The organism is Microvirga antarctica, from assembly GCF_017921815.1.
Classification (GTDB): Bacteria; Pseudomonadota; Alphaproteobacteria; order Rhizobiales; family Beijerinckiaceae; genus Microvirga; species Microvirga antarctica.
The window spans coordinates 324,333-342,989 of record NZ_JAGEMM010000002.1; the positions used below are offsets into that span (position 1 = coordinate 324,333).

15 protein-coding genes are annotated in these 18,657 nt (G+C 63.7%); 8 read left to right on the top strand and 7 right to left on the bottom strand.

All coding sequences use genetic code 11. The features are described from left to right. Positions 1-3 precede the first annotated feature (3 nt). The 5 genes from rsmA to lptF are packed head-to-tail and all read right to left on the bottom strand — an operon-like array spanning position 4 to position 6,704. The gene (gene rsmA / locus J4G32_RS08895; RefSeq protein WP_210485907.1) at positions 4-858 is read right to left on the bottom strand and encodes a 16S rRNA (adenine(1518)-N(6)/adenine(1519)-N(6))-dimethyltransferase RsmA; all 855 of its coding nucleotides are present in this window, start codon (positions 856-858) and stop codon (positions 4-6) included. Next, entirely contained in the window at positions 855-1,877 is a 1,023-nt protein-coding gene (gene pdxA / locus J4G32_RS08900; protein ID WP_343232618.1) for a 4-hydroxythreonine-4-phosphate dehydrogenase PdxA, read from the bottom strand. Before pdxA ends, rsmA begins: the two co-directional genes overlap by 4 nt. Next, positions 1,874-4,420, bottom strand: coding sequence for an LPS-assembly protein LptD (locus tag J4G32_RS08905; protein WP_246504926.1), 2,547 nt, complete (start codon positions 4,418-4,420; stop codon positions 1,874-1,876). Before J4G32_RS08905 ends, pdxA begins: the two co-directional genes overlap by 4 nt. A gap of 35 nt (positions 4,421-4,455) precedes the next feature. Next, positions 4,456-5,541 (bottom strand): LPS export ABC transporter permease LptG, encoded by a 1,086-nt coding sequence (lptG, locus tag J4G32_RS08910; protein WP_210491120.1) that lies wholly within the window; start codon positions 5,539-5,541, stop codon positions 4,456-4,458. A 2-nt stretch (positions 5,542-5,543) separates the two neighbouring features. Beyond that, entirely contained in the window at positions 5,544-6,704 is a 1,161-nt protein-coding gene (gene lptF, locus J4G32_RS08915) for an LPS export ABC transporter permease LptF (protein WP_210485911.1), read from the bottom strand. 186 nt (positions 6,705-6,890) lie between these two features. On the opposite strand from lptF, the gene J4G32_RS08920 reads away from it, so the two are divergent. The 4 genes from J4G32_RS08920 to J4G32_RS08935 all read left to right on the top strand — a co-directional run bounded on the left by J4G32_RS08920 (position 6,891) and on the right by J4G32_RS08935 (position 10,889). After that, positions 6,891-8,381: a leucyl aminopeptidase gene (locus J4G32_RS08920; protein WP_210485913.1), complete on the top strand. Its 1,491-nt coding sequence runs from the start codon at positions 6,891-6,893 to the stop codon at positions 8,379-8,381. A gap of 57 nt (positions 8,382-8,438) precedes the next feature. Next, positions 8,439-8,891: a DNA polymerase III subunit chi gene (locus J4G32_RS08925; protein ID WP_210485915.1), complete on the top strand. Its 453-nt coding sequence runs from the start codon at positions 8,439-8,441 to the stop codon at positions 8,889-8,891. A gap of 69 nt (positions 8,892-8,960) precedes the next feature. Then, the gene (locus J4G32_RS08930) at positions 8,961-10,508 is read left to right on the top strand and encodes a S10 family peptidase (protein WP_210485918.1); all 1,548 of its coding nucleotides are present in this window, start codon (positions 8,961-8,963) and stop codon (positions 10,506-10,508) included. Then, complete coding sequence (locus tag J4G32_RS08935; protein ID WP_210485920.1) at positions 10,509-10,889, top strand: hypothetical protein; 381 nt, start codon at positions 10,509-10,511, stop codon at positions 10,887-10,889. A 4-nt stretch (positions 10,890-10,893) separates the two neighbouring features. Here the strand turns inward: J4G32_RS08935 and J4G32_RS08940 are convergent, their stop codons facing one another. After that, positions 10,894-12,771 carry an ABC-F family ATP-binding cassette domain-containing protein gene (locus tag J4G32_RS08940; RefSeq protein ID WP_210491127.1) on the bottom strand — a complete coding sequence of 626 codons (1,878 nt, stop codon included), beginning with the start codon at positions 12,769-12,771 and terminating at the stop codon, positions 10,894-10,896. 221 nt (positions 12,772-12,992) lie between these two features. Between J4G32_RS08940 and J4G32_RS08945 the strand changes: the two genes are divergently transcribed. From J4G32_RS08945 to J4G32_RS08960, 4 genes are all read left to right on the top strand, one after another. After that, positions 12,993-14,357, top strand: a complete 1,365-nt coding sequence (locus J4G32_RS08945; protein WP_210485922.1) for a nucleotide sugar dehydrogenase — start codon at positions 12,993-12,995, stop codon at positions 14,355-14,357. Between the two features lie 36 nt (positions 14,358-14,393). Then, on the top strand, positions 14,394-15,992 hold the full coding sequence (locus tag J4G32_RS21955) for a Gfo/Idh/MocA family oxidoreductase (protein ID WP_210485924.1): 1,599 nt from the start codon (positions 14,394-14,396) through the stop codon (positions 15,990-15,992). Beyond that, entirely contained in the window at positions 15,992-17,146 is a 1,155-nt protein-coding gene (locus J4G32_RS08955) for a DegT/DnrJ/EryC1/StrS family aminotransferase (RefSeq protein ID WP_210485926.1), read from the top strand. Before J4G32_RS21955 ends, J4G32_RS08955 begins: the two co-directional genes overlap by 1 nt. A 142-nt stretch (positions 17,147-17,288) precedes the next feature. Further along, complete coding sequence (locus J4G32_RS08960) at positions 17,289-17,975, top strand: Crp/Fnr family transcriptional regulator (RefSeq protein WP_210485928.1); 687 nt, start codon at positions 17,289-17,291, stop codon at positions 17,973-17,975. Positions 17,976-17,982: 7 nt separating this feature from the next. Here J4G32_RS08960 and J4G32_RS08965 read toward each other — a convergent pair whose 3' ends face one another. Beyond that, positions 17,983-18,636 (bottom strand): TetR/AcrR family transcriptional regulator, encoded by a 654-nt coding sequence (locus J4G32_RS08965; RefSeq protein WP_210485930.1) that lies wholly within the window; start codon positions 18,634-18,636, stop codon positions 17,983-17,985. Positions 18,637-18,657: the final 21 nt, after the last annotated feature.

The window sequence follows — 18,657 nt, forward strand, 5'->3', positions numbered from 1 at the left end:
CGCCTATTCCGCCCGCGAGCGGTCATAGGCATTCGCGAGGGCAACAAATCCTGCCACTGGCACCTCTTCGGCCCGGCTGGTCTCGAGAAGCCCGGCCTCTGCAATGATGATCCCCGGCTGCGGCGCGATGGATTTCAGGCTCTGCCGCAGCATCTTGCGCCGTTGTCCGAAGGCCGCTCGGGTGACGGCTTCCAGGGCCTTCAGCCGACAGGGCAGGGGCTCTGCCCTCGGGGTCAGGTGGACCACGCTCGACGTGATCTTCGGCGGCGGGACGAACGCGGATGGCGGCACGTCGAACAGAATGCTCGCCTCGGTCCGCCAGCCGCACAGCACGCCCAACCGGCCGTAATCCCGCGGATCGCTCTCGTCGCCGACAATGCGCTCAGCCACCTCACGCTGGAACATCAGCGTCAGCGACAGCCACCAGGGCGGCCACGGCTCGGTCGTGATCCAGCCCGTCAGCAGGGCTGTGCCGACATTGTAGGGAAGGTTGGAGATGATGCGGACGGGTGCGTCCTGCACGAGGGGGCGCGGATCGAACGTCAGCGCATCCGCCTCCACGACTTCGAGCCTGCCGGGGTAATGCGCGGCGATCTGTGCCAGCGCCGGAAGGCAACGGGGGTCGCGCTCGATGGCGATGACCTTGCGGGCGCCAGCCGCCAGGATGGCCCGGGTGAGCCCGCCTGGTCCTGGCCCGACTTCGATCACCGTACAATCGGTAAGGGGACCTGCCGATCGGGCAATCCGGCTCGTGAGGTTGAGGTCGAACAGGAAGTTCTGCCCGAGGGATTTCTTGGCCAGCAGGCCATGATCGCGCACCACGTCCCGCAGCGGCGGAAGGTCATCGATCCGGCTCACGCGGACGGCCTTCTGGTGAGGCGGGCGGCGAGCTTCAGGGCGGCGATCAGGCTGTCCGGACGGGCGACGCCCTTGCCCGCAATATCGAACGCGGTCCCATGATCCGGCGAGGTCCGGACAAAAGGCAGGCCGAGGGTAATGTTGACGGCCTCGTCGAAGGCCAGCGTCTTGATCGGGATCAGCGCCTGATCGTGATACATCGCCAGCGCCGCATCGAAACGGCTGCGGGCGCGGGCGTGGAACATCGTGTCGGCCGGAAGAGGCCCGACGGTGTCGATGCCTTCGGCCCTCAGAATCTCGACAGCCGGTGCGATGATGGCGTCATCTTCCTGGCCCATCGCGCCGTTTTCGCCCGCATGCGGGTTCAGGCCCGCGACAGCGAGGCGGGGGCGATGCAGCCCGAAGCGTTCCCTCAGCTCCCGCGCCACGATCCGACCCGTCTCGACGATCAGCGCCGTGGTCAGGGCAGATGAGACCGCAGACAGCGGAATGTGAACCGTCACCGGCACGACAGCCAGCTCCTCGCTCCAGAGCATCATGACCGGGTGGACGGGATGCCCGGCCCGCGCGCTTGCAAGGGCCGCCAGGAATTCCGTATGGCCGGGATGAGGAAACCCTGCCTGATACAACACATGTTTCGAGATCGGGTTGGTCACCACGGCGTCCGCCTGCCCGCTGCTCACCAGGGCAACGGCACTCTCGATGGATTCGATGGTGGAGGCAGCAGCCAGAGGATCTGGCTTCCCGGGTTCCGCCGAGACCGTGGTGGAGAGGGGGATCACCGGCAGGGCGTTGGTGAAGGCCGCGGCTGCGTCCTGCGGGCCGACCACTGCCACCGGGATGTTCCAGCCGAATGATCGAGCGACAGAGGCGATATAGTCAGGATCGGTGAGCACCGCGAAGGGTGCTATTCCCAGATCCAGACGCTCCATCCAGGCCCGCAGGGTCAGTTCAGGCCCTATCCCTGCCGGATCGCCCTGCGTCAGAAGAAGGAGCGGACTGCGTCCGTCAGAGATCACTGCGCTGCAACGCCGTCGTTGGAGGCCGCCGTCCCGATGTTCTGATTGAAGGCGACCTCGCCGAGTGTCCGCAGCTCGAGCCGGAACATCACGGTCTGGTTCTTGTCCTTTTCGCCGGACGTCACGGCGATATCGCGGGGAGACACGGTATAGCTCACCGAGAAGGTCGTGCACTCGTCGACGTAGCCGAGCCCGACGCTCATGCCCGTGATGTAGGCACTGTCCTGGCGGTTATAGACCGCTGTCGCCGGGTTGATGGCGTAGGCGGCCGCATAGGTGTCCCGCGCAAGGAGATAACGGTCGAGATCGAGCAGGACGGAGCCCGAAATCGACCAGTTAGGGGTGATGCTCCAGGTCGCCGAGGCGGATACGCCCTCACGGCGGCGCGCGAACCCGATTTCCGGCTGTGCCGCATAGCGCGCATAAGTCAGCGAAGTGCTGATCGGCAGGTAGGGGTTGAAGTTCATGATCGCGCTGGTCTCGATCCGGTTGAGGCCGAAATCCTCATGATCGAACCGTCCGCGCGTCACGAACGAGAAGTTCCTATTGGGCGAGATCTGGAACCGGCCAACATAATCCGACTGGGTCTGATCGAGGCCCGAATCAAGACCGGTATTGACGAAGTCGGCCTTGGAGAACGAGTTCCTGCCTGCCACCTGATAGGATTGTCCGAACAGCACATTGGCGTAGAAATCGTTCGCGCCCGTGACGGTGTATTGCAGCCCCACATTGGCGCGAACGCCGCCCTCGCTGCGATCGTAACCGGTGAACTTGTTCCACTCGAACAGGGACGTGTCCTCGAAAACGAGGCTTTGCGCATCCTCGTTGGGCACCTTGCCGATGAGCGTCTCGTTCGGGCGCGCGATGATCTGGGCAATCGGCTCCAGGGTCTGGGTGCCGGAGGTGCCGATCGTGCCCACGAACGGGAAGCGGTATTCAAGCCCGACGCCCGGCATGCCGCGGAAATCGACATTGTCGTTGCCGCTGAAGAAGTTGGACAACTGGGCGTTCTGGTAGCCGGTGAAATCAGCCGAAACTTTATAGGCGTCGCCCTTGAAGAAGGCGAAGGGCGTCCAGACCTGCCCGGCCGGATCGATGAATTCCCGGCGCCAGGACACATTGACGGAAGCGCGCGAGGTCGTCCCGCTGATGCCGCGGACCAGGCATTTGCCGGCCTGGAAGACGCTGCAGGTCTCGTAGAGGCCGAACAGGGCTGCGGTGGGGATGGGCACCTGCTCATATTGAGCGGCCTGCCGCGACAGGCTCGTCACGTTGACGTCGATGGATAGTTCGCCACCGATCGTCGATGGAGTAATGCGCTTGTTGTAGTCGACGACGGGAAGCACGACGGGCTGCTGCTTCTGCCAGTCGGTGGTGGAGAGGCCCTGGAAGTAGTAACCCCGCATGTCGAAGAACGACCGGTCGCCCTGGCCCTGAAGGTAGAGCGTCGAGATCGATTCCTTGATGTAAATCGAGTTGATGCTTTCGCTCTTCACACCGTAGTTTTGCAGGAACCACTTGTCCGAGAGCAGGGCGACGTCCCAGCCCCACTTCCATCTTTCGTTGATATGGAAAATACCGGCCGATTCGAGCGAGCCGCGGAAGTCCCGGTCACCCGCTCCGTAGGGGGATTTCAAGAAGGCGTCGCCGTCCCGCTGGAAAATCCCGGCTGCCCGGATGTTGTAGGCGCCTGTCTCAAGCCGGTGACGCCACTCGGCTTGCGCCAGCAGGCCCTGCCGGCTCAGGAAGGTTGGGTTGAGCGTCAGGTCGTAATTCGGCGCGATTGCCCAGAAGAACGGGACCGATCCCCCGTATCCGAGCGAGTTTGACACGATGTAATTGGGGGCCAGAAAGCCGGTCTTCCGTTTAACCGTGGGGTCCGGGGTCCAGAAATACGGCATGTAGGCGACGGGCAGGCCGAGGATCTCGAGGGTCGCGTCCTCGTAGTAGATCGTCTGCTCGCTGTTGTTGTGGATAATCTTGGCCGCGCGCACCTGCCAGAGGGGCGGCTTCTCGGGATGGTCCTTACAGGGCTCGCAGGCCGTGTAGGTGCCGCGCTCGAACGTGGTCGTCTCGCCTTCGGAACGCTCGGCCCGTGGCGAGGAGAAACGGGTCGTCACGGTCACGCCGTTATCGACGGAGGTCTGAACCAGGCGCAGGGAATCGATGAAGCCGCTCTTGAAATCGTCCGTCAGCTCGAATCGGGCGGCGTTCATGACCGCGCCCTTCTCGTCCGTCAGCTTCGCATTGCCCTCGGCGTAAACCCGGCCGGTATTGCGGTCGTAAATGACCTTGTCGGCCTGCAGGGAACGGCCCTGATAGTTGAGCTGGACGTCGCCTGAGGCAGAAATAGTATTCTTGTCGTTGTTGTAGACGATTTCCTTGGCGTCGACGAGCAGGCGGTCTTTTTCGCCGGTCTTCGACTGGGCCTGGTTGCTCATGAGGGAGTTCAGGCCCTGGGACAGCACGGGTGTCGACCCGACGGCGCAGAAAAGCGCCATCGCGACCGCAAACGGTGCGATCGTTGTCTTAATCCGGTCCATCCTCACTCCTCGCGAAGCCTTCACCACGAGGCGCATCAACCGTCCTCCTGGTATAACAGGGCAAGTATTCCTAGCAGACTTCCAACAATCGCCGGAAGCCATGCGGCGACTGTCGAGCTGATGATGCCGGCGGCGCCAAGCTCCACCATTAGCTCAGTGGCGACATAAAGCATGAAGCCAGCGGCCACGCCACCCAGAACCATCATGGCCACGCCACCAAATCGAAAGAATCTTAACGAAACGGAAGCGGCCACAAGCACCATCGCAATGAACAGAAGGGGCCGTGCGAGGAGCACGTCGTAATGCAACCTGTAGGCGGTGGTGTTCAGGTCGGCGCGCTCGAGCCTGTCGATCGTGCTTTTAAGATCCCAGAAGGGCACGGCGTCCGGATCGATGAAGCTCTGCCTGACCTGGGACGGCTCGAGATTCGACGCAATGACGTATTGCTCGAACGTCTGGGGATGCTCCGTGGCGGTGAGAACGCGGGCGTTTTTCAGTGACCAGAAACCCTCGTGGAGGGTGGCCTCCGGCGCCTCGATTCGCTGGGTGAACGTGCCCGTATTGGTAAACGTGTAGACAGTCACGCCGGTGATCGTCGTGGTGTCGTTGACCGACCCGGCCGCGCGGAAAATGGCCTGTCCGTCGGTGCTCCGCTGCCGCAGCCAGATCGGCTTGCCGTTCGTCTGCAGGGTGCGGGAGAAGATCCGCGTCTCAAGCTCCGCTGCCCGCTGTTTCAGCAACGCCGAAACCGGGTTGTAGATCGCCACCGAGCCAACGCCGATGACGAGGGCGACGAACAGGCCGGGCTGCAGGAACTGCCAGGCAGACACCCCTGCCGCTCGGGCAATTACCAGTTCCAGCTTGCGGCTGAGCTGCAGCAGCGCGGCCATGCTGCCGAACAGGACCGCAAACGGCATGACCTGCTCGGCGATCGCCGGTGTACGGAACAACGCCAGCTGCGCCATCAGGCCTGCGGTGGCATTCTCCGCGTCGCCGGCGCGCCGCATCAGCTCGACGAAGTCGAGGGTGTAGACGAGGGAGAAGACGGTGGCGAAAACGAGAAAGATCGTCTTCAGGAATTGCCGGGAAAAATACCCGCCGAGGGTCGCGCCGATGAGCATCGTCAAGCCTTCTGCAGGCGGTCGGCGCGAGACGGCATGAGCGCTCGGCCTATGGCTGCGATTCGCGACCGGGCTTTTCGGATCGCCGCACCCTGGAGGATCAGCATGAGCGAGATGGTGATGGCCAGAAGCGGTGCGCCGTAGACGCCGATGGTCGCCCAGGAGCTGCGCACCACGGCGCTCGAGGCTGCAAAGCCCGCCACCCGCAACACGACAACCGCCAGAACCGCGAGAGCCATCGCCACCCCGCGTCCCTGCCGGGTCGTGCGGGCATCGCCCAAAGCCGCGAAGGCGATCGCCATCATGGCGAGCGGGTAAAGCCAGGAGGACAACCTGTCGTGGAGTTCCGCGCGGAAGCGACCTTCCTGAAACTGATAGAAAAACTCGTCCTTGTCGGGAAAAAGGAGCTGTGTCGTGCCGCGTTCGCGGGGCTTGTAGACGATGTCGCCGCCCTCCTGGTTGAAGGCCGACAGATCGACCGCGTAACGCTCGAAAGCGACGATCGAACTGTCCTTGCTGTCGGCCTCCTTGCGCTGGACGCTGCCCTGTTCCAGCACGAGATAGGCGGTGCCGTTCGATTCCACCGTCTGGCCCCGCTCGGCCAGATAGACCACGACCTTGTTCTTGTCCCGCTGGTCTTCCATGAAGATTCCCAGCAGGGCATCCCCCGACCGCTCGCGGTAATGGAACGTAATCCCGTTATCGAGGGTGATGAACTGTCCCTCCTTGGCCATGGTGGCCACGAAATCGGCCCTGATCTTGGTGACGAGATTGCGCATCTCCTGGAAGCTTGCCGGCATGATGTAGATCGTGATCAGGCCCACGATCACCGACACGAAGATCCCAAGGGCAAGGAACGGCCGCATCAGCCGCTGTGGCGACATGCCGGCAGCGCTCATGACAATTAGTTCGGAATCGCCGTTGAGCTTGTTCAGCGCATAGAGGGTCGCGAGAAACAGCGCGACGGGGGAGATCACGTTGATCAGAGCCGGAAGGGACAAACCCGTCACGGTCAGGAAGATGAAGATCGTCTGACCCTTGCCGGTCAGCAAGTCCAGTTCGCGCAGGGCCTGCGTGATCCAGATCACGCCGGTGAGCGCAAGCAGACACGCGGCGAAGGCCGTGAACGAGATCTTGAAGATGTAACGCTCGAGCAGTGTCATGAGGACTTCGGTACCCTGTCACATCTTGTCAGGCAAGACGACCGCGCGTCCCGTCGGGAAGCAGGGCACTCAAGAACTTGCGATTGCGCCGCTTTCGCGGCAAAGCCCGCGTGATCCCGGATGGGAATTGCTGTATGTCCGAAACGTCGCAGCGCGCGACCGGACCCCAACAGGCACGAGGATCTTATGGCCGACAGCTTAAAAATCGACTTCCAGCCTTTTGGCGATTTGGAAGGCGGGGATCTTGTGATTTTCGTCGGTGAGACCCTCAAGCCAAGCTCCGCCGTGGCCAAGCGGCTTGGACATCCGGCCGCGAGCCTGCTCGCAAAGGCGGCTGCGGCAGAAAAATTCACCGGGAAATCCAAAGCGGTCATGACGATCCCGGTCCCTGCGGGAATCCAGGCCGACCGGCTCATCGTCGTTGGGATCGGCGGCGAGAAGGATCTCGAGAAAATCGATTATCCACAGCTCGGCGGCGTCGTGGGAGCCAAGGTGGCCGGGCGCGCGGCGACCCTTGTGCTGGATCTGCCGGGGGTCAACCCGTCGCCCGAGAACGTCGCCGACCTCGTCATGGGCGCCCGCCTGCGCGCCTACCATTTCGACCGCTACAAGACCAAGAAGGACGACAAGAAGCCCGGCGGCCCCACCAAGCTGACCCTGCAGGTCGCCGATCCGGCAGCCACGAAGAAGGCGCACAAGCTAAGGGATGGGGTGGCGTCAGGCGTCCTGCTTGCCCGCGACCTTGTCAACGAACCGCCGAACGTGCTCGGACCCAAGGAATTCGCCGCCCGCGCCGAAGCGCTGAGCAAGCTTGGCGTCGAAGTGGAGATTCTCCACGAGAAAGCGATGGAAAAGCTCGGCATGCGGGCGCTGCTTGCGGTGGGGCAGGGCTCCTCGCGCGGCAGTCGCGTCGCCATCATGCGGTGGAATGGCGGCAAATCGTCTGACGCGCCTATCGCCTTCGTGGGCAAGGGCGTCGTTTTCGATTCGGGCGGCATCTCCATCAAGCCGGGCGGCGGGATGGAAGACATGAAGGGCGACATGGCCGGCGCTGCCAGCGTGGTCGGACTCATGCACGCCTTGGCCAGCCGAAAGGCCAAGGTCAACGTCGTCGGCGCGATCGGCCTCGTGGAGAACATGCCGGACGGGAATGCACAGCGTCCCGGCGACATCGTCACGACCATGTCCGGCCAGACCATCGAGATCATCAATACCGACGCCGAGGGTCGCCTCGTCCTGGCTGATCTCCTCTGGTACGTGCAGGACCGCTTCAAGCCGACATTCATGATCAATCTGGCAACGCTCACTGGCGCCATCCTCGTTGCTTTGGCGCAGGAATATGCCGGGCTGTTCTCGAACAACGATGAACTTGCCGAGCGCCTGAGCGTAGCCGGTCGCGAAACCGGCGAACGGGTGTGGCGGATGCCGCTCGGTCCCGAATTCGACAAGATGATCGAGTCGAAATTCGCCGACATGAAGAATGCGGCAGGGCGCTATGGCGGGTCGAGCACGGCGGCGGCTCTCCTGCAGCGCTTCGTCAACGATGTGCCGTGGGCGCATCTCGACATTGCCGGAACCGCCATGAGTTCCCCCCAGACCGAGACGAACAAGGGCTGGGCATCGGGCTGGGGCGTGAGGCTCCTCGACCGGCTGGTCCACGACCATTACGAGCGATGAGACAGGTCATGACCCTGCATAAGGGCTGGAAGACCGGCCTCGGCCGGACGGGATCCCATGCCTGACGTCCTTTTCTACCACCTGCAGCGACAGCCTCTCGAGGCGGTCCTGCCGACCCTGCTCCAGAAGACACTGGGGCGGGGCTGGCGGGCGGTCGTGCAGGCCACGACCGACGAGCGTCTTTCGGCCCTCGACGACCATCTCTGGACATTTGCGGACGACAGCTTTCTGCCGCACGGCACCGACCGGGAGCCTCTGGGGGAGGAGCAACCCATCCTGCTCACCCTGTCGCCCGGCAATGCGAATGGTGCTGCGATCCGCTTTCTCGTGGAAAGCGCTGACTTACCGACGGATCTCGGGGCCTATGAGCGCGTCGCCATCCTCTTTGACGGCGACGACGACCGCGCGCTGGCGGTTGCCCGCGATCAATGGCGCTCCGTCAAGCAGGGCGGCCACGAGGCGACCTACTGGCAGCAGGACGAGAACGGGAGGTGGGAGCGCAAGGCCTGATATCCCCGAGCCGCTCGGAACGCATCGCCCCCTGTTCCATTGGACGCAAAGCCCATGAGGATTGCCTGGATGACCCTGTTGTCGCGTTTGCCGCTGTTTCCGACCCTCTGTCTCGCGCTCGTTTTGCCGCTTTCCGCTGTCGCGCAGGATGCGCCCCGCGCTGCGCCAACCGAGCGTGCGGAGGCGCGGCGTCCGCAGCCCGAATCGCGCCTTCCGCCTGAATCAGTGACCCGCCATACGATTGAATTGCCCGGGCGGACGATCAAGCTGACGGCGACGGCGGGCAGCCTCACGCTCACCAGCCCGGATGGCACGCCCCAGGCCGAATACGGGTTCGTCGCCTATGTGCGGGATGAGGAGGATCAGGTCGAGCGGCCTGTCACCTTTGCGGTCAACGGCGGTCCCGGCGCATCCTCGGCCTATCTCAATCTCCTTGCCATCGGGCCGTGGCGGCTGTCGCTCGACGGTCCCAGCATCAGCCCGTCGGCCCCGCCCGCACTCGCGCCCAATGCCGAGACCTGGCTCGATTTCACCGATCTCGTCTTCATCGATCCGCCCGGCACCGGTTACAGCCGGGTTCTCGGTGCCGATCAGGTGCGCGAGCGGTTCTATTCCGTCCAGGGTGATATCGATGGCCTGTCGGCCTTCATCGTCCGGTGGCTGAAGGAGAAGAACAGGCTGCGGTCTCCCAAATTCATCGCCGGCGAAAGCTACGGCGGGTTTCGTGGACCTCTATTGGCCGAAAAGCTGCAAAGCGATCTCGGCATTGGCGTCAGCGGTCTGGTGCTGGTTTCTCCGGTGCTCGACTTCAACTGGATCGAGCAATCCTCGCATGCGCTCTGGAGCGATGCGGCGCGCCTGCCCTCCATGGCGGCGGCGGCTCTGGCAAAGAAAGGCCCGGTTTCCCGTGCGGATCTGAGCGAGGCCGAACGCTATGCGTCAGGCGAGTATATCGTCGACCTCCTGCGCGGCGTGGTCGATCCCGCGGCGCTCGACCGCGTCGCGACGCGAACCAGTGCCCTGACCGGCCTCGACCCCGCGCTGACGAAGCGTCTTGCCGGGCGGATCGATACGCGGACCTTCCAGCGCGAAATGCTGCGTGATCAATCACGGGTGGTCAGTGCCTACGACACGAACGTGTCGAGCGCCGATCCCAATCCGTTCAGTCAGTCCTCGCGTTTCGAGGATCCGGTCCTCACCGCGATGACCGGCCCCCTCACCAGCGCAATGATCGACCATTTGAGCCGGACGCTGAACTATCGGCCGGAGGGACGCTACGAACTCCTCAGCAACGCGGTCAACCGGGCGTGGAAGTGGGATAGCGGGCGAAGCGCTCCGGAAAACCTCGGTGAATTGCAGCAGGCCCTGGCGCTCGATGGCAATCTCCGGGTGCTCATCTCGCACGGCTTCACCGATCTCGTGACGCCCTATTACGCCACGCAGCTGCTGCTGAACCAGATGCCCGACCTCGGGGCGCAGCGACGGGTCGCGCTCAAGGTTTACGACGGCGGGCACATGTTCTATTCGCGGGCTGCCTCGCGCCGGGCCTTTCGCGACGACGTGCGGCAACTCTACGACGACGCCCTCAAGGCGCGCGCCAACCCGAACGGAAACTGAATGTCCATGCATCCCAAGGTCATCGCGACGGTCGTTTTTGCGACGCTCGGACTGTCGGCCTGCGGCAGCACCGGCTCGCAGCAGCCGTTGACGTCTGCAGCGGTAGCGCCGACCACCATGCCGGCAATGAGCGCAGGACCCGATTTCGGGCCCGTCCTCACCAGTGACGGACGCTGCACCGGCACCTCGGCCGGAGCTGCCGGCGCAATCGCCCCGGGCATCGGTGAATGCGACCTCGTTCGCCTCAAGGGCAAGCCGCCCACCGATGTGCTGATCGGGGAGGGCAAGGGCACGCGCGAAGTGCAGGTGCTTTATTCGGAGCCTGGCGGCCGCGAGCTCTACCTGTTTGTCGACAACCGGCTCGACCGCATTCTCAAATAATCCGTCAGGCGCTCGCTGTCTCGATGGCGGCGCTGATCGTGAGCCATTCTTCCTCGGCGGCCTCCAACGTCCCGGCGGCTTCGGCGCGCATCTTCGACAGGCCGGTTGCTTTCGCCGGATCCTTGAGAAAGGCCGTGCCATCGGCCAGCGCGGAATCGACCTTTGCGATGACGTCCGTGAGCTTGGCCATACGGGATTCGAGGGCCTCGAGCTTCTTGCGCAGCGGCGCCAGCGCCACGCGGCGTTCGGCGGCGGCGCGGCGCTCGTCGACGCGGGAGGCAGCTGTGATGTCGGGTTTCTCGTCCCGCTTCTGCGGATCGAGATCGCCGGACAGCACGAGCTGGCGGTAATCGTCCATATCGCCTTCAAACGTCCTGACGGTCCCGTCGCCCACGATCCACAGGCGGTCGGCGCAGGCCTCGATGAGAAACCGGTCATGGCTGACGAGGATGACGGCGCCTTCGTAGTCGTTGATCGCTTCCATCAGCGCGGTGCGACTATCGATGTCGAGGTGGTTGGTGGGCTCGTCCAGGATCAGCAGATTGGGACCGTTGAAGGCTGCCAATCCCATGAGAAGCCGGGCTTTCTCGCCGCCTGACAGGTTGGAGACCGGCGTCTCCGACTTTGCGCCGCCGAACCCGAAGCGGGCAGCGCGCGCCCGCGCTTTGGCCACCGGCGCGTCCGGCATCCGCTGGGCCACGTGATCATAGGCGGTGGCATTGGGATTGAGTTCGTCGACCTGATGCTGCGCGAAATAGGCCACATCCATCTTCGCCGGACGCTTGACCTCGCCCTTGAGAGGCGCGAGCCGTCCGCCGATCAGTTTGCAGAAGGTCGACTTCCCGTTGCCGTTGGCGCCAAGCAGCGCGATTCGATCATCCGGCTGGATGGTGAGGTTGAGGCGATCGAGGATAACCCGGTCTCCATACCCCACGGCCACGCCCTCCACGGCAATGAGGGGCGGCGCGAGCATGCGCTCCGGCGAAGGCAGGTCGAAGGGCAGGACATCGTCCTCGACGATGGTGGAAATCGGATCGAGCTTGGCCAGCCGCTTGACGCGGGATTGCGCCTGGCGGGCCTTGGAAGCCTTGGCCTTGAACCGGTCCACAAAGGCCTGCAGATGCTTGCGCTCCGCGTCCTGCTTCACCTTGGCCTTGGCCGTCAGCTCCCGCTTTTCGGCAAACTGCTTGGCGAAGGACGTGTAGCCGCCCCGATAGATCGACAACTTGGCCTGGTCGAGGTGGAGAATGTGACTGACGCTGGTATCGAGCAGTTCCCGGTCGTGGCTGATGACCAGGACCGTGTGCGGATAACGGCTCAAGTAGTCGTAGAGCCAGAGCGTGCCCTCCAGATCGAGGTAGTTGGTGGGCTCGTCCAGAAGGAGCAGGTCAGGTTCCGAGAACAGGATGGCTGCTAGCGCCACCCGCATCCGCCAGCCCCCGGAAAACGACGAGCAGGGCCGGTTCTGAGCCGCCGCATCGAAGCCAAGGCCGTGCAGGATGGTGGCGGCGCGGGCGGGAGCCGAATAGGCCCCGATATCGTTCAGGCGCATCTCGATCTCGGCGCGGCGAAACCCTTCGGCCGTCTCAGCCTCAATGAGCAGGGCGGTGCGCTCCTTGTCGGCAGCCAGCACCACGTCGATGAGACTCTCGGGGCCGCCGGGGGCCTCCTGGGCCACCGCACCGATGCGCAAACCGCGGGGGAGGGTGACATCGCCGCTTTCGGGCGAAATCTCGCCTTGGATGATGCGGAACAGGGTCGTCTTGCCGGCGCCGTTGCGCCCCACAAGGCCCACTTTGCTGCCGGTCGGCAGGGCGAACGAGGCCTTGTCGAACAGAACGCGGGCGCCGATGCGGTAGGTGAGGTCGTTGGCGTGGAGCATCAGGCCTTTTGACAAGGGAACAGCCCTCTGGCAAGGCGTTCTCACCGGGCCGGTCGGAGGACCGGCGCACCGCCATGCGGCCATCCGACCCGCGCTGTGACTTGACTTTGTAAAGTAATCACACCACAGAACGCCCAAAATCAGCGGTGCCATCGCGGCCGCGCGTTCCCCGCCTTGAAACACCCTGTTGGTGTCGCGCAAGGAACAGTCAGGAGCTTGAGATGCATGCAAAACGCCCGGTGAATGCCGATAGGGCGCCCGTGGACATCACTGACACGCTGGCCCGCTTCAAGGACCGTTCTGCCCGAATCGGCATCGTCGGCCTCGGCTATGTGGGCATTCCCCTTGCCATCACGGCCGCCAAAGCCGGGTTCAAGGTCATCGGCTACGACATCGATGCGCCGCGGGTCGACCAGATCAACCGTGGCGAAAGCTTCATCAAGCATATCGATTCAGCGCTCATCTCCGAGATCGTGACGAGCGGAAAGTTCGAAGCGACCGCCGATTTTGCCCGGCTCGCCGAGCCTGACGCGATCCTCATCTGCGTGCCCACGCCGCTCACAAAGCACCGGGAGCCGGACCTTTCCTATGTGGTCAACACGGCCCGCGCCATCGCGCCGCGCCTGCGCAAGGGTCAGCTGATCGTTCTCGAATCGACCACCTATCCGGGCACCACCGACGAGGTGATCCGCCCGATCTTCGAGGCGACCGGCCTGAAGAGCGGCGTCGATTTCTTCCTCGCCTTCTCGCCCGAGCGCGAAGATCCCGGCAATCCGGATTTTGGCACCTCCACCATCCCGAAGGTCGTCGGCGGCGACGGCGCAGAGGCGTTGTCGCTGGCGGACACGCTCTACAGCCAGCTCATCGTCAAGACCGTCCCGGTCTCGTCGGCTGCGACCGCCGAAGCGGTCAAGCTGACGGAGAACATCTTCCGTGCGGTCAACATCGCGCTCGTCAATGAACTGAAGGTCGTCTACGCGGCCATGGGCATTGACGTGTGGGAAGTCATTGACGCTGCCAAGACCAAGCCTTTCGGCTTCATGCCGTTCTATCCGGGCCCTGGGCTCGGCGGCCACTGCATCCCCATCGATCCGTTCTACCTGACCTGGAAGGCGCGCGAGTTCGACATCGCGACCCGCTTCATCGAGCTGGCCGGCCAGATCAACACGCAGATGCCGTATCATGTGGTGAACAAGCTCGCCGAGGCTGTCGACCGCAGCGGCAAGGCCTTCACCGGGTCCAAGATCCTGTTGCTCGGCATTGCCTACAAGAAGAACGTCGACGACATGCGCGAAAGCCCGTCTCTCAAGCTCATCGAGCTGATGGAGGGCCGTGGCGCCCATGTTGATTACTACGACCCCTATATCCCGGTGATTCCGATGACGCGCGAACACGCGGAGCTCGCCGGCCGTCGTTCGGTGATCCTCGATGCCAAGACGCTCGCAGGCTTTGACGCGGTGCTCATTGCGACCGACCATGACAATGTCGATTACAACCTGACCGTGGCGCATTCGAAAGTCGTCGTCGATACGCGCAACGCCTGCGCCCGGGCCGGGATCTCCGATGCCCGCGTCGTCAAGGCCTAACGGCAGAACCAGAGAAGCGAAGAGGAACGGTTGAACATGGCAAGCGACGTTCGGGTAGCCGTTGTCGGCTGCGGATATTGGGGCAAGAACCTCGTCCGCAACTTCGCTGAACTCGGTGCCCTGGAAGCGCTCGTCGACGCGCACAAGCCCAGCGTCGACGCACTCATCGCCAAGCATGGCGGTCGCGCACTGAGCTTTGAGGAAGCGTTGGCCGATGCCAACGTCCACGCGCTCGCCATCGCTGCTCCGGCGGCACTGCACTACACGCTGGCCAAGCGCGGCCTGGAGGCCGGAAAGCACGTCTTCGTCGAGAAGCCGCTGTCGCTCGAGGTGGAGGAAGCGCGCGAGCTTTGCGCCATCGCCGATCGTCTCGACCGCCGCCTGATGGTGGGCCACCTCCTGCAGTATCATCCGATCTTCCTCGAGTTGAAGAAGCTTGTGGCGGATGGCCGGTTGGGTCGCCTGCAATACGTCTATTCGAACCGCCTGAATCTCGGCAAGATCCGGCGCGAGGAGGACATCCTCTGGTCGTTCGCGCCGCACGATCTCTCGATGATCCTGTCCCTGATCGGCAGTGAGCCAGACAAGGTCGAGGCAGTCGGCGGTTACTATCTGCACGACGCCATCGCCGACGTCACAACCACGCATCTGTCCTTCCCTGGTGGAGAGCGCGCGCACGTCTTCGTGTCGTGGCTGCATCCGTTCAAGGAGCAGAAACTCGTGGTCGTCGGCTCCGACGCCATGGCGGTGTTCGACGATGGCGAAGCATGGGAGCGCAAGCTCCTGCTCTATCCGCACAAGGTCGAGTGGAAGGATGGCATGCCGGTGCCGCTCAAGGCCGATCCGGTCGCCATCGCGGTGCCGCAGGACGAGCCGCTGAAGCAGGAGTGCCAGCACTTTATCGATTGCGCCCGCTCCGGCGAAACGCCGCGAACCGACGGACGCGAAGGCATGCGCGTTCTCTCCGTGCTGTCGCGCGCCGCCGAATCTCTGCGCCAGGCGCGGGGCACGCCCGCCGTCGCCGAGGCTCCCGCCGCCTCCGCAGCAAAGCCGCGCGTGGCCAAGGATTATCCGGGCGTCACGATCCACGAGACGGCTTATGTGGATGCGGGCGTCGAGATCGGCGAGGGCACCAAGATCTGGCACTTCAGCCATATTCTCGGGCAGGTCTCCCTCGGCAAGCGCGTCAATATCGGCCAGAACGTTGTCATCGGCCCGAAGGTCAGTGTCGGCAACGACGTCAAAATCCAGAACAACGTGTCGGTCTATGAAGGCGTGACGCTGGAGGACGGCGTGTTCTGCGGTCCGTCCTGCGTTTTCACCAACGTGAACAACCCGCGCTCGGAAGTCGCCCGCAAGAGCGAATACCGTCCGACGCTGGTCAAGCGCGGAGCGTCCATCGGCGCCAACGCCACCATCGTGTGCGGCCACACCCTGGGCGAATACGCGTTCATCGCGGCGGGTGCTGTCGTTGCCAAGGACGTTCCGGCCTTCGCGCTGATGGCGGGCGTTCCCGCCAAGCGCATCGGCTGGATGAGCCATGTGGGCGCCAAGCTCGGCGCCGATCTTGTCTGCCCCGAAACCGGTCGGCGCTATCGCGAGACCGGACTCAACACACTTGAGGAGATTGTGTGATGTCGGACCCGATTGCGTTCATCGATCTTGCCGCCCAGCGCGAGCGCCTGGGCTCCCGCGTGGACGAGGCCATCCTGCGCGTCGTCAATCACGGCGGCTACATCATGGGCCCCGAGGTCAAGACGCTCGAAGCCGACCTGTCGGCCTTCTGCGGCGCCAAGCACACCATCTCGTGCGCCAACGGCACCGATGCGCTCGGCTTCGTACTGATGGCCAAGGGCGTCAAGGAATGCGACGCGGTCCTTTGCCCGTCCTTCACCTTCGCGGCCACCGCCGAAGTCGTTGCCTGGACCGGCGCCACGCCCATCTTCATCGATGTGCGCGAAGACACGTTCAATCTCGACATCGCGAGCCTCGAGGCAGGCGTGAAGACAGCCCGCAAACTGGGTCTCAACCCGGTCGCCGTCATCCCGGTCGATCTCTTCGGCCTTCCGGCCGATTATGATGCCATCGAGGCTGTCTGTGAGCGCGAGGGCATGTGGATGCTGTGCGACGCCGCACAGAGCTTCGGCGCGAGTTACAAGGGCCACAAGGTCGGCTCGATGGGCCTTGCCACCACCACCAGCTTCTTCCCGGCCAAGCCCCTGGGCTGCTACGGCGACGGCGGTGCGGTCTTCACCAATGATGACGAACTCGCTGCCGTGATGCGCTCGATCCGCGTGCACGGGCAGGGCAGCGACAAGTACGACAACGTGCGGATCGGCATGAACGGCCGCCTCGACACGATGCAGGCCGCCGTTCTCATCGAGAAGCTGAAGATCTTCCCGAGCGAGATCGAGGCGCGCGACAAGGTCGCCAAGCGCTATAACGCGCATCTGCGCGACATCGCGGTCGTGCCGGAGACGCCTGAAGGCTACACGTCGGTCTGGGCGCAATACACCCTGCGAATGGCTGGTTTCGATCGCGAGCAGTTCCAGGCCGATCTCAAGGCTGCGGGCGTTCCGACGGCCGTCTATTACCCCAAGCCGCTCCACCAGCAGACGGCCTACAAGGGCTATCCGGTCGCCGGCAACGGCCTGCCGGTCTCCGAGCGCCTCGCACTGGAAGTCGTCAGCCTGCCCATGCATCCGTACCTGACAGAGGCCGTCCAGGATCGGGTGATCGCAGCCGTCAAGGACGCCATGGTCAAACAGCGCCGGGCCGCCGCCGAATAGGCGACCCGCACGTCAGATCAGGAATCGAAAGGCCGTGTCGGAACCGATGCGGCCTTTCCTCGTTATGAAATACCGTAACGGTCGATCATGTTGACGTTGAGATACAACCGTGTCCCAATTTGGGATGCGTCAGGGGATGGGTATGGGTCGGCTGACCAACGCGCTGCTATTCAAGGACGTGGATCTGGATCTTGCTCCCTTCGAGGCGCGCTGCAACTGGCGCCGCTTCGACATGGAGGAGACGCTGGTCGATTTCGACGATCTGTCGTCGGACGTCTACTTTCTCCTCTCGGGCGAGGTGCGTGTCCTCATGCGCACGGCATCGGGCAAAGAGGTCATCCTCGACGAGCTCAAGCCAAACGAGTTGTTTGGCGAGCTGGCCGCCATGGATGGAATCAAGCGATCCGCCAATGTCACCGCGCTAACGCGCGGGGAGGCGGCGGTGATGCCGGCAACGGCGTTCCGGGAGCTGGTTTTCTCCAACAAGATCGTGGCAGGACGCCTGTTCTGCCTGCTGGCCTCGCGAATCCGCGAACTCAATGAGCGCTTCGTGGAACAGACCGTCCTCGATCTGAGGCATCGCCTGTATTCGGAACTGCTGCGCCTCTCAGCGCCGCGTCACGAGCGCGCCGACGAACGCGTGATCACGCCGCCGCCCTTTCATCACATCATTGCCTCGCGCATCGGCTGCCGGCGGGAGCAGGTGACACGGGAATTCACCATGATGTCGCACGAGGGTCTCATTGAGCGCACGCGCGGCGCCCTCGTTCTCTGCAAGCCCGATATCTTGCGCGCGCGGGTCGCCGATGCGATGCGCGAGGACGCCTGAGACGCGCTCAGGCGGCGGGTCCGTAGGCTGCCAGGAAAACCCGCACGGCCTTCTGCACCTTGATGTCGATCTGCGCCTCATCCGGAGGCGCGCCGACGGCGAACAGCAATCTCTTCATGGTCTCTGACTGGCAGAGGGCGAGGAAATGCTCGGCGGCCGTCTCTGGGTCGTCGATGGTCAACCTGCCAGCCTGCGCCTGTTGCGACAGATAGGCACTCAGGCGCGCGATCCCCTTGCTGGGTCCACCCTCATAAAATGCTTGTCCGACCGCCGGGACCTTCTCGGCGGCGCCCATCACCATCCGCACGGACGACACATGGGCGGGCTCGCACATGAACTTGAGAAAGGTCCGTCCCAGTTCGACGAGTACGGAGCGAACATCGGGATTGTCCGGGTTCAGCTTGAACAGGACTTCCGCCAGGACGCCTTTCTGCTCAAGGGTCAGGGCTTCGAAAAGCTTCTCCTTGCTGTCGAAGTAGACATACAGGGTGCCCTTGGAAACGCCGGCCGCGCGGGCGATCTCGCCCATGCTGGCGCCATCGAATCCGTGCGCCAGAAAGACGTTTCGCGCCCCTTGCAGAATTTGCCGCCGCTTCAGCCCTTCTCCGCTATCATCGGCTTTCGGGCAGGGAAAAGTGGCGCTCTCCTTCACGTCGTCCATACGCTTTTTTGTTACCTCACG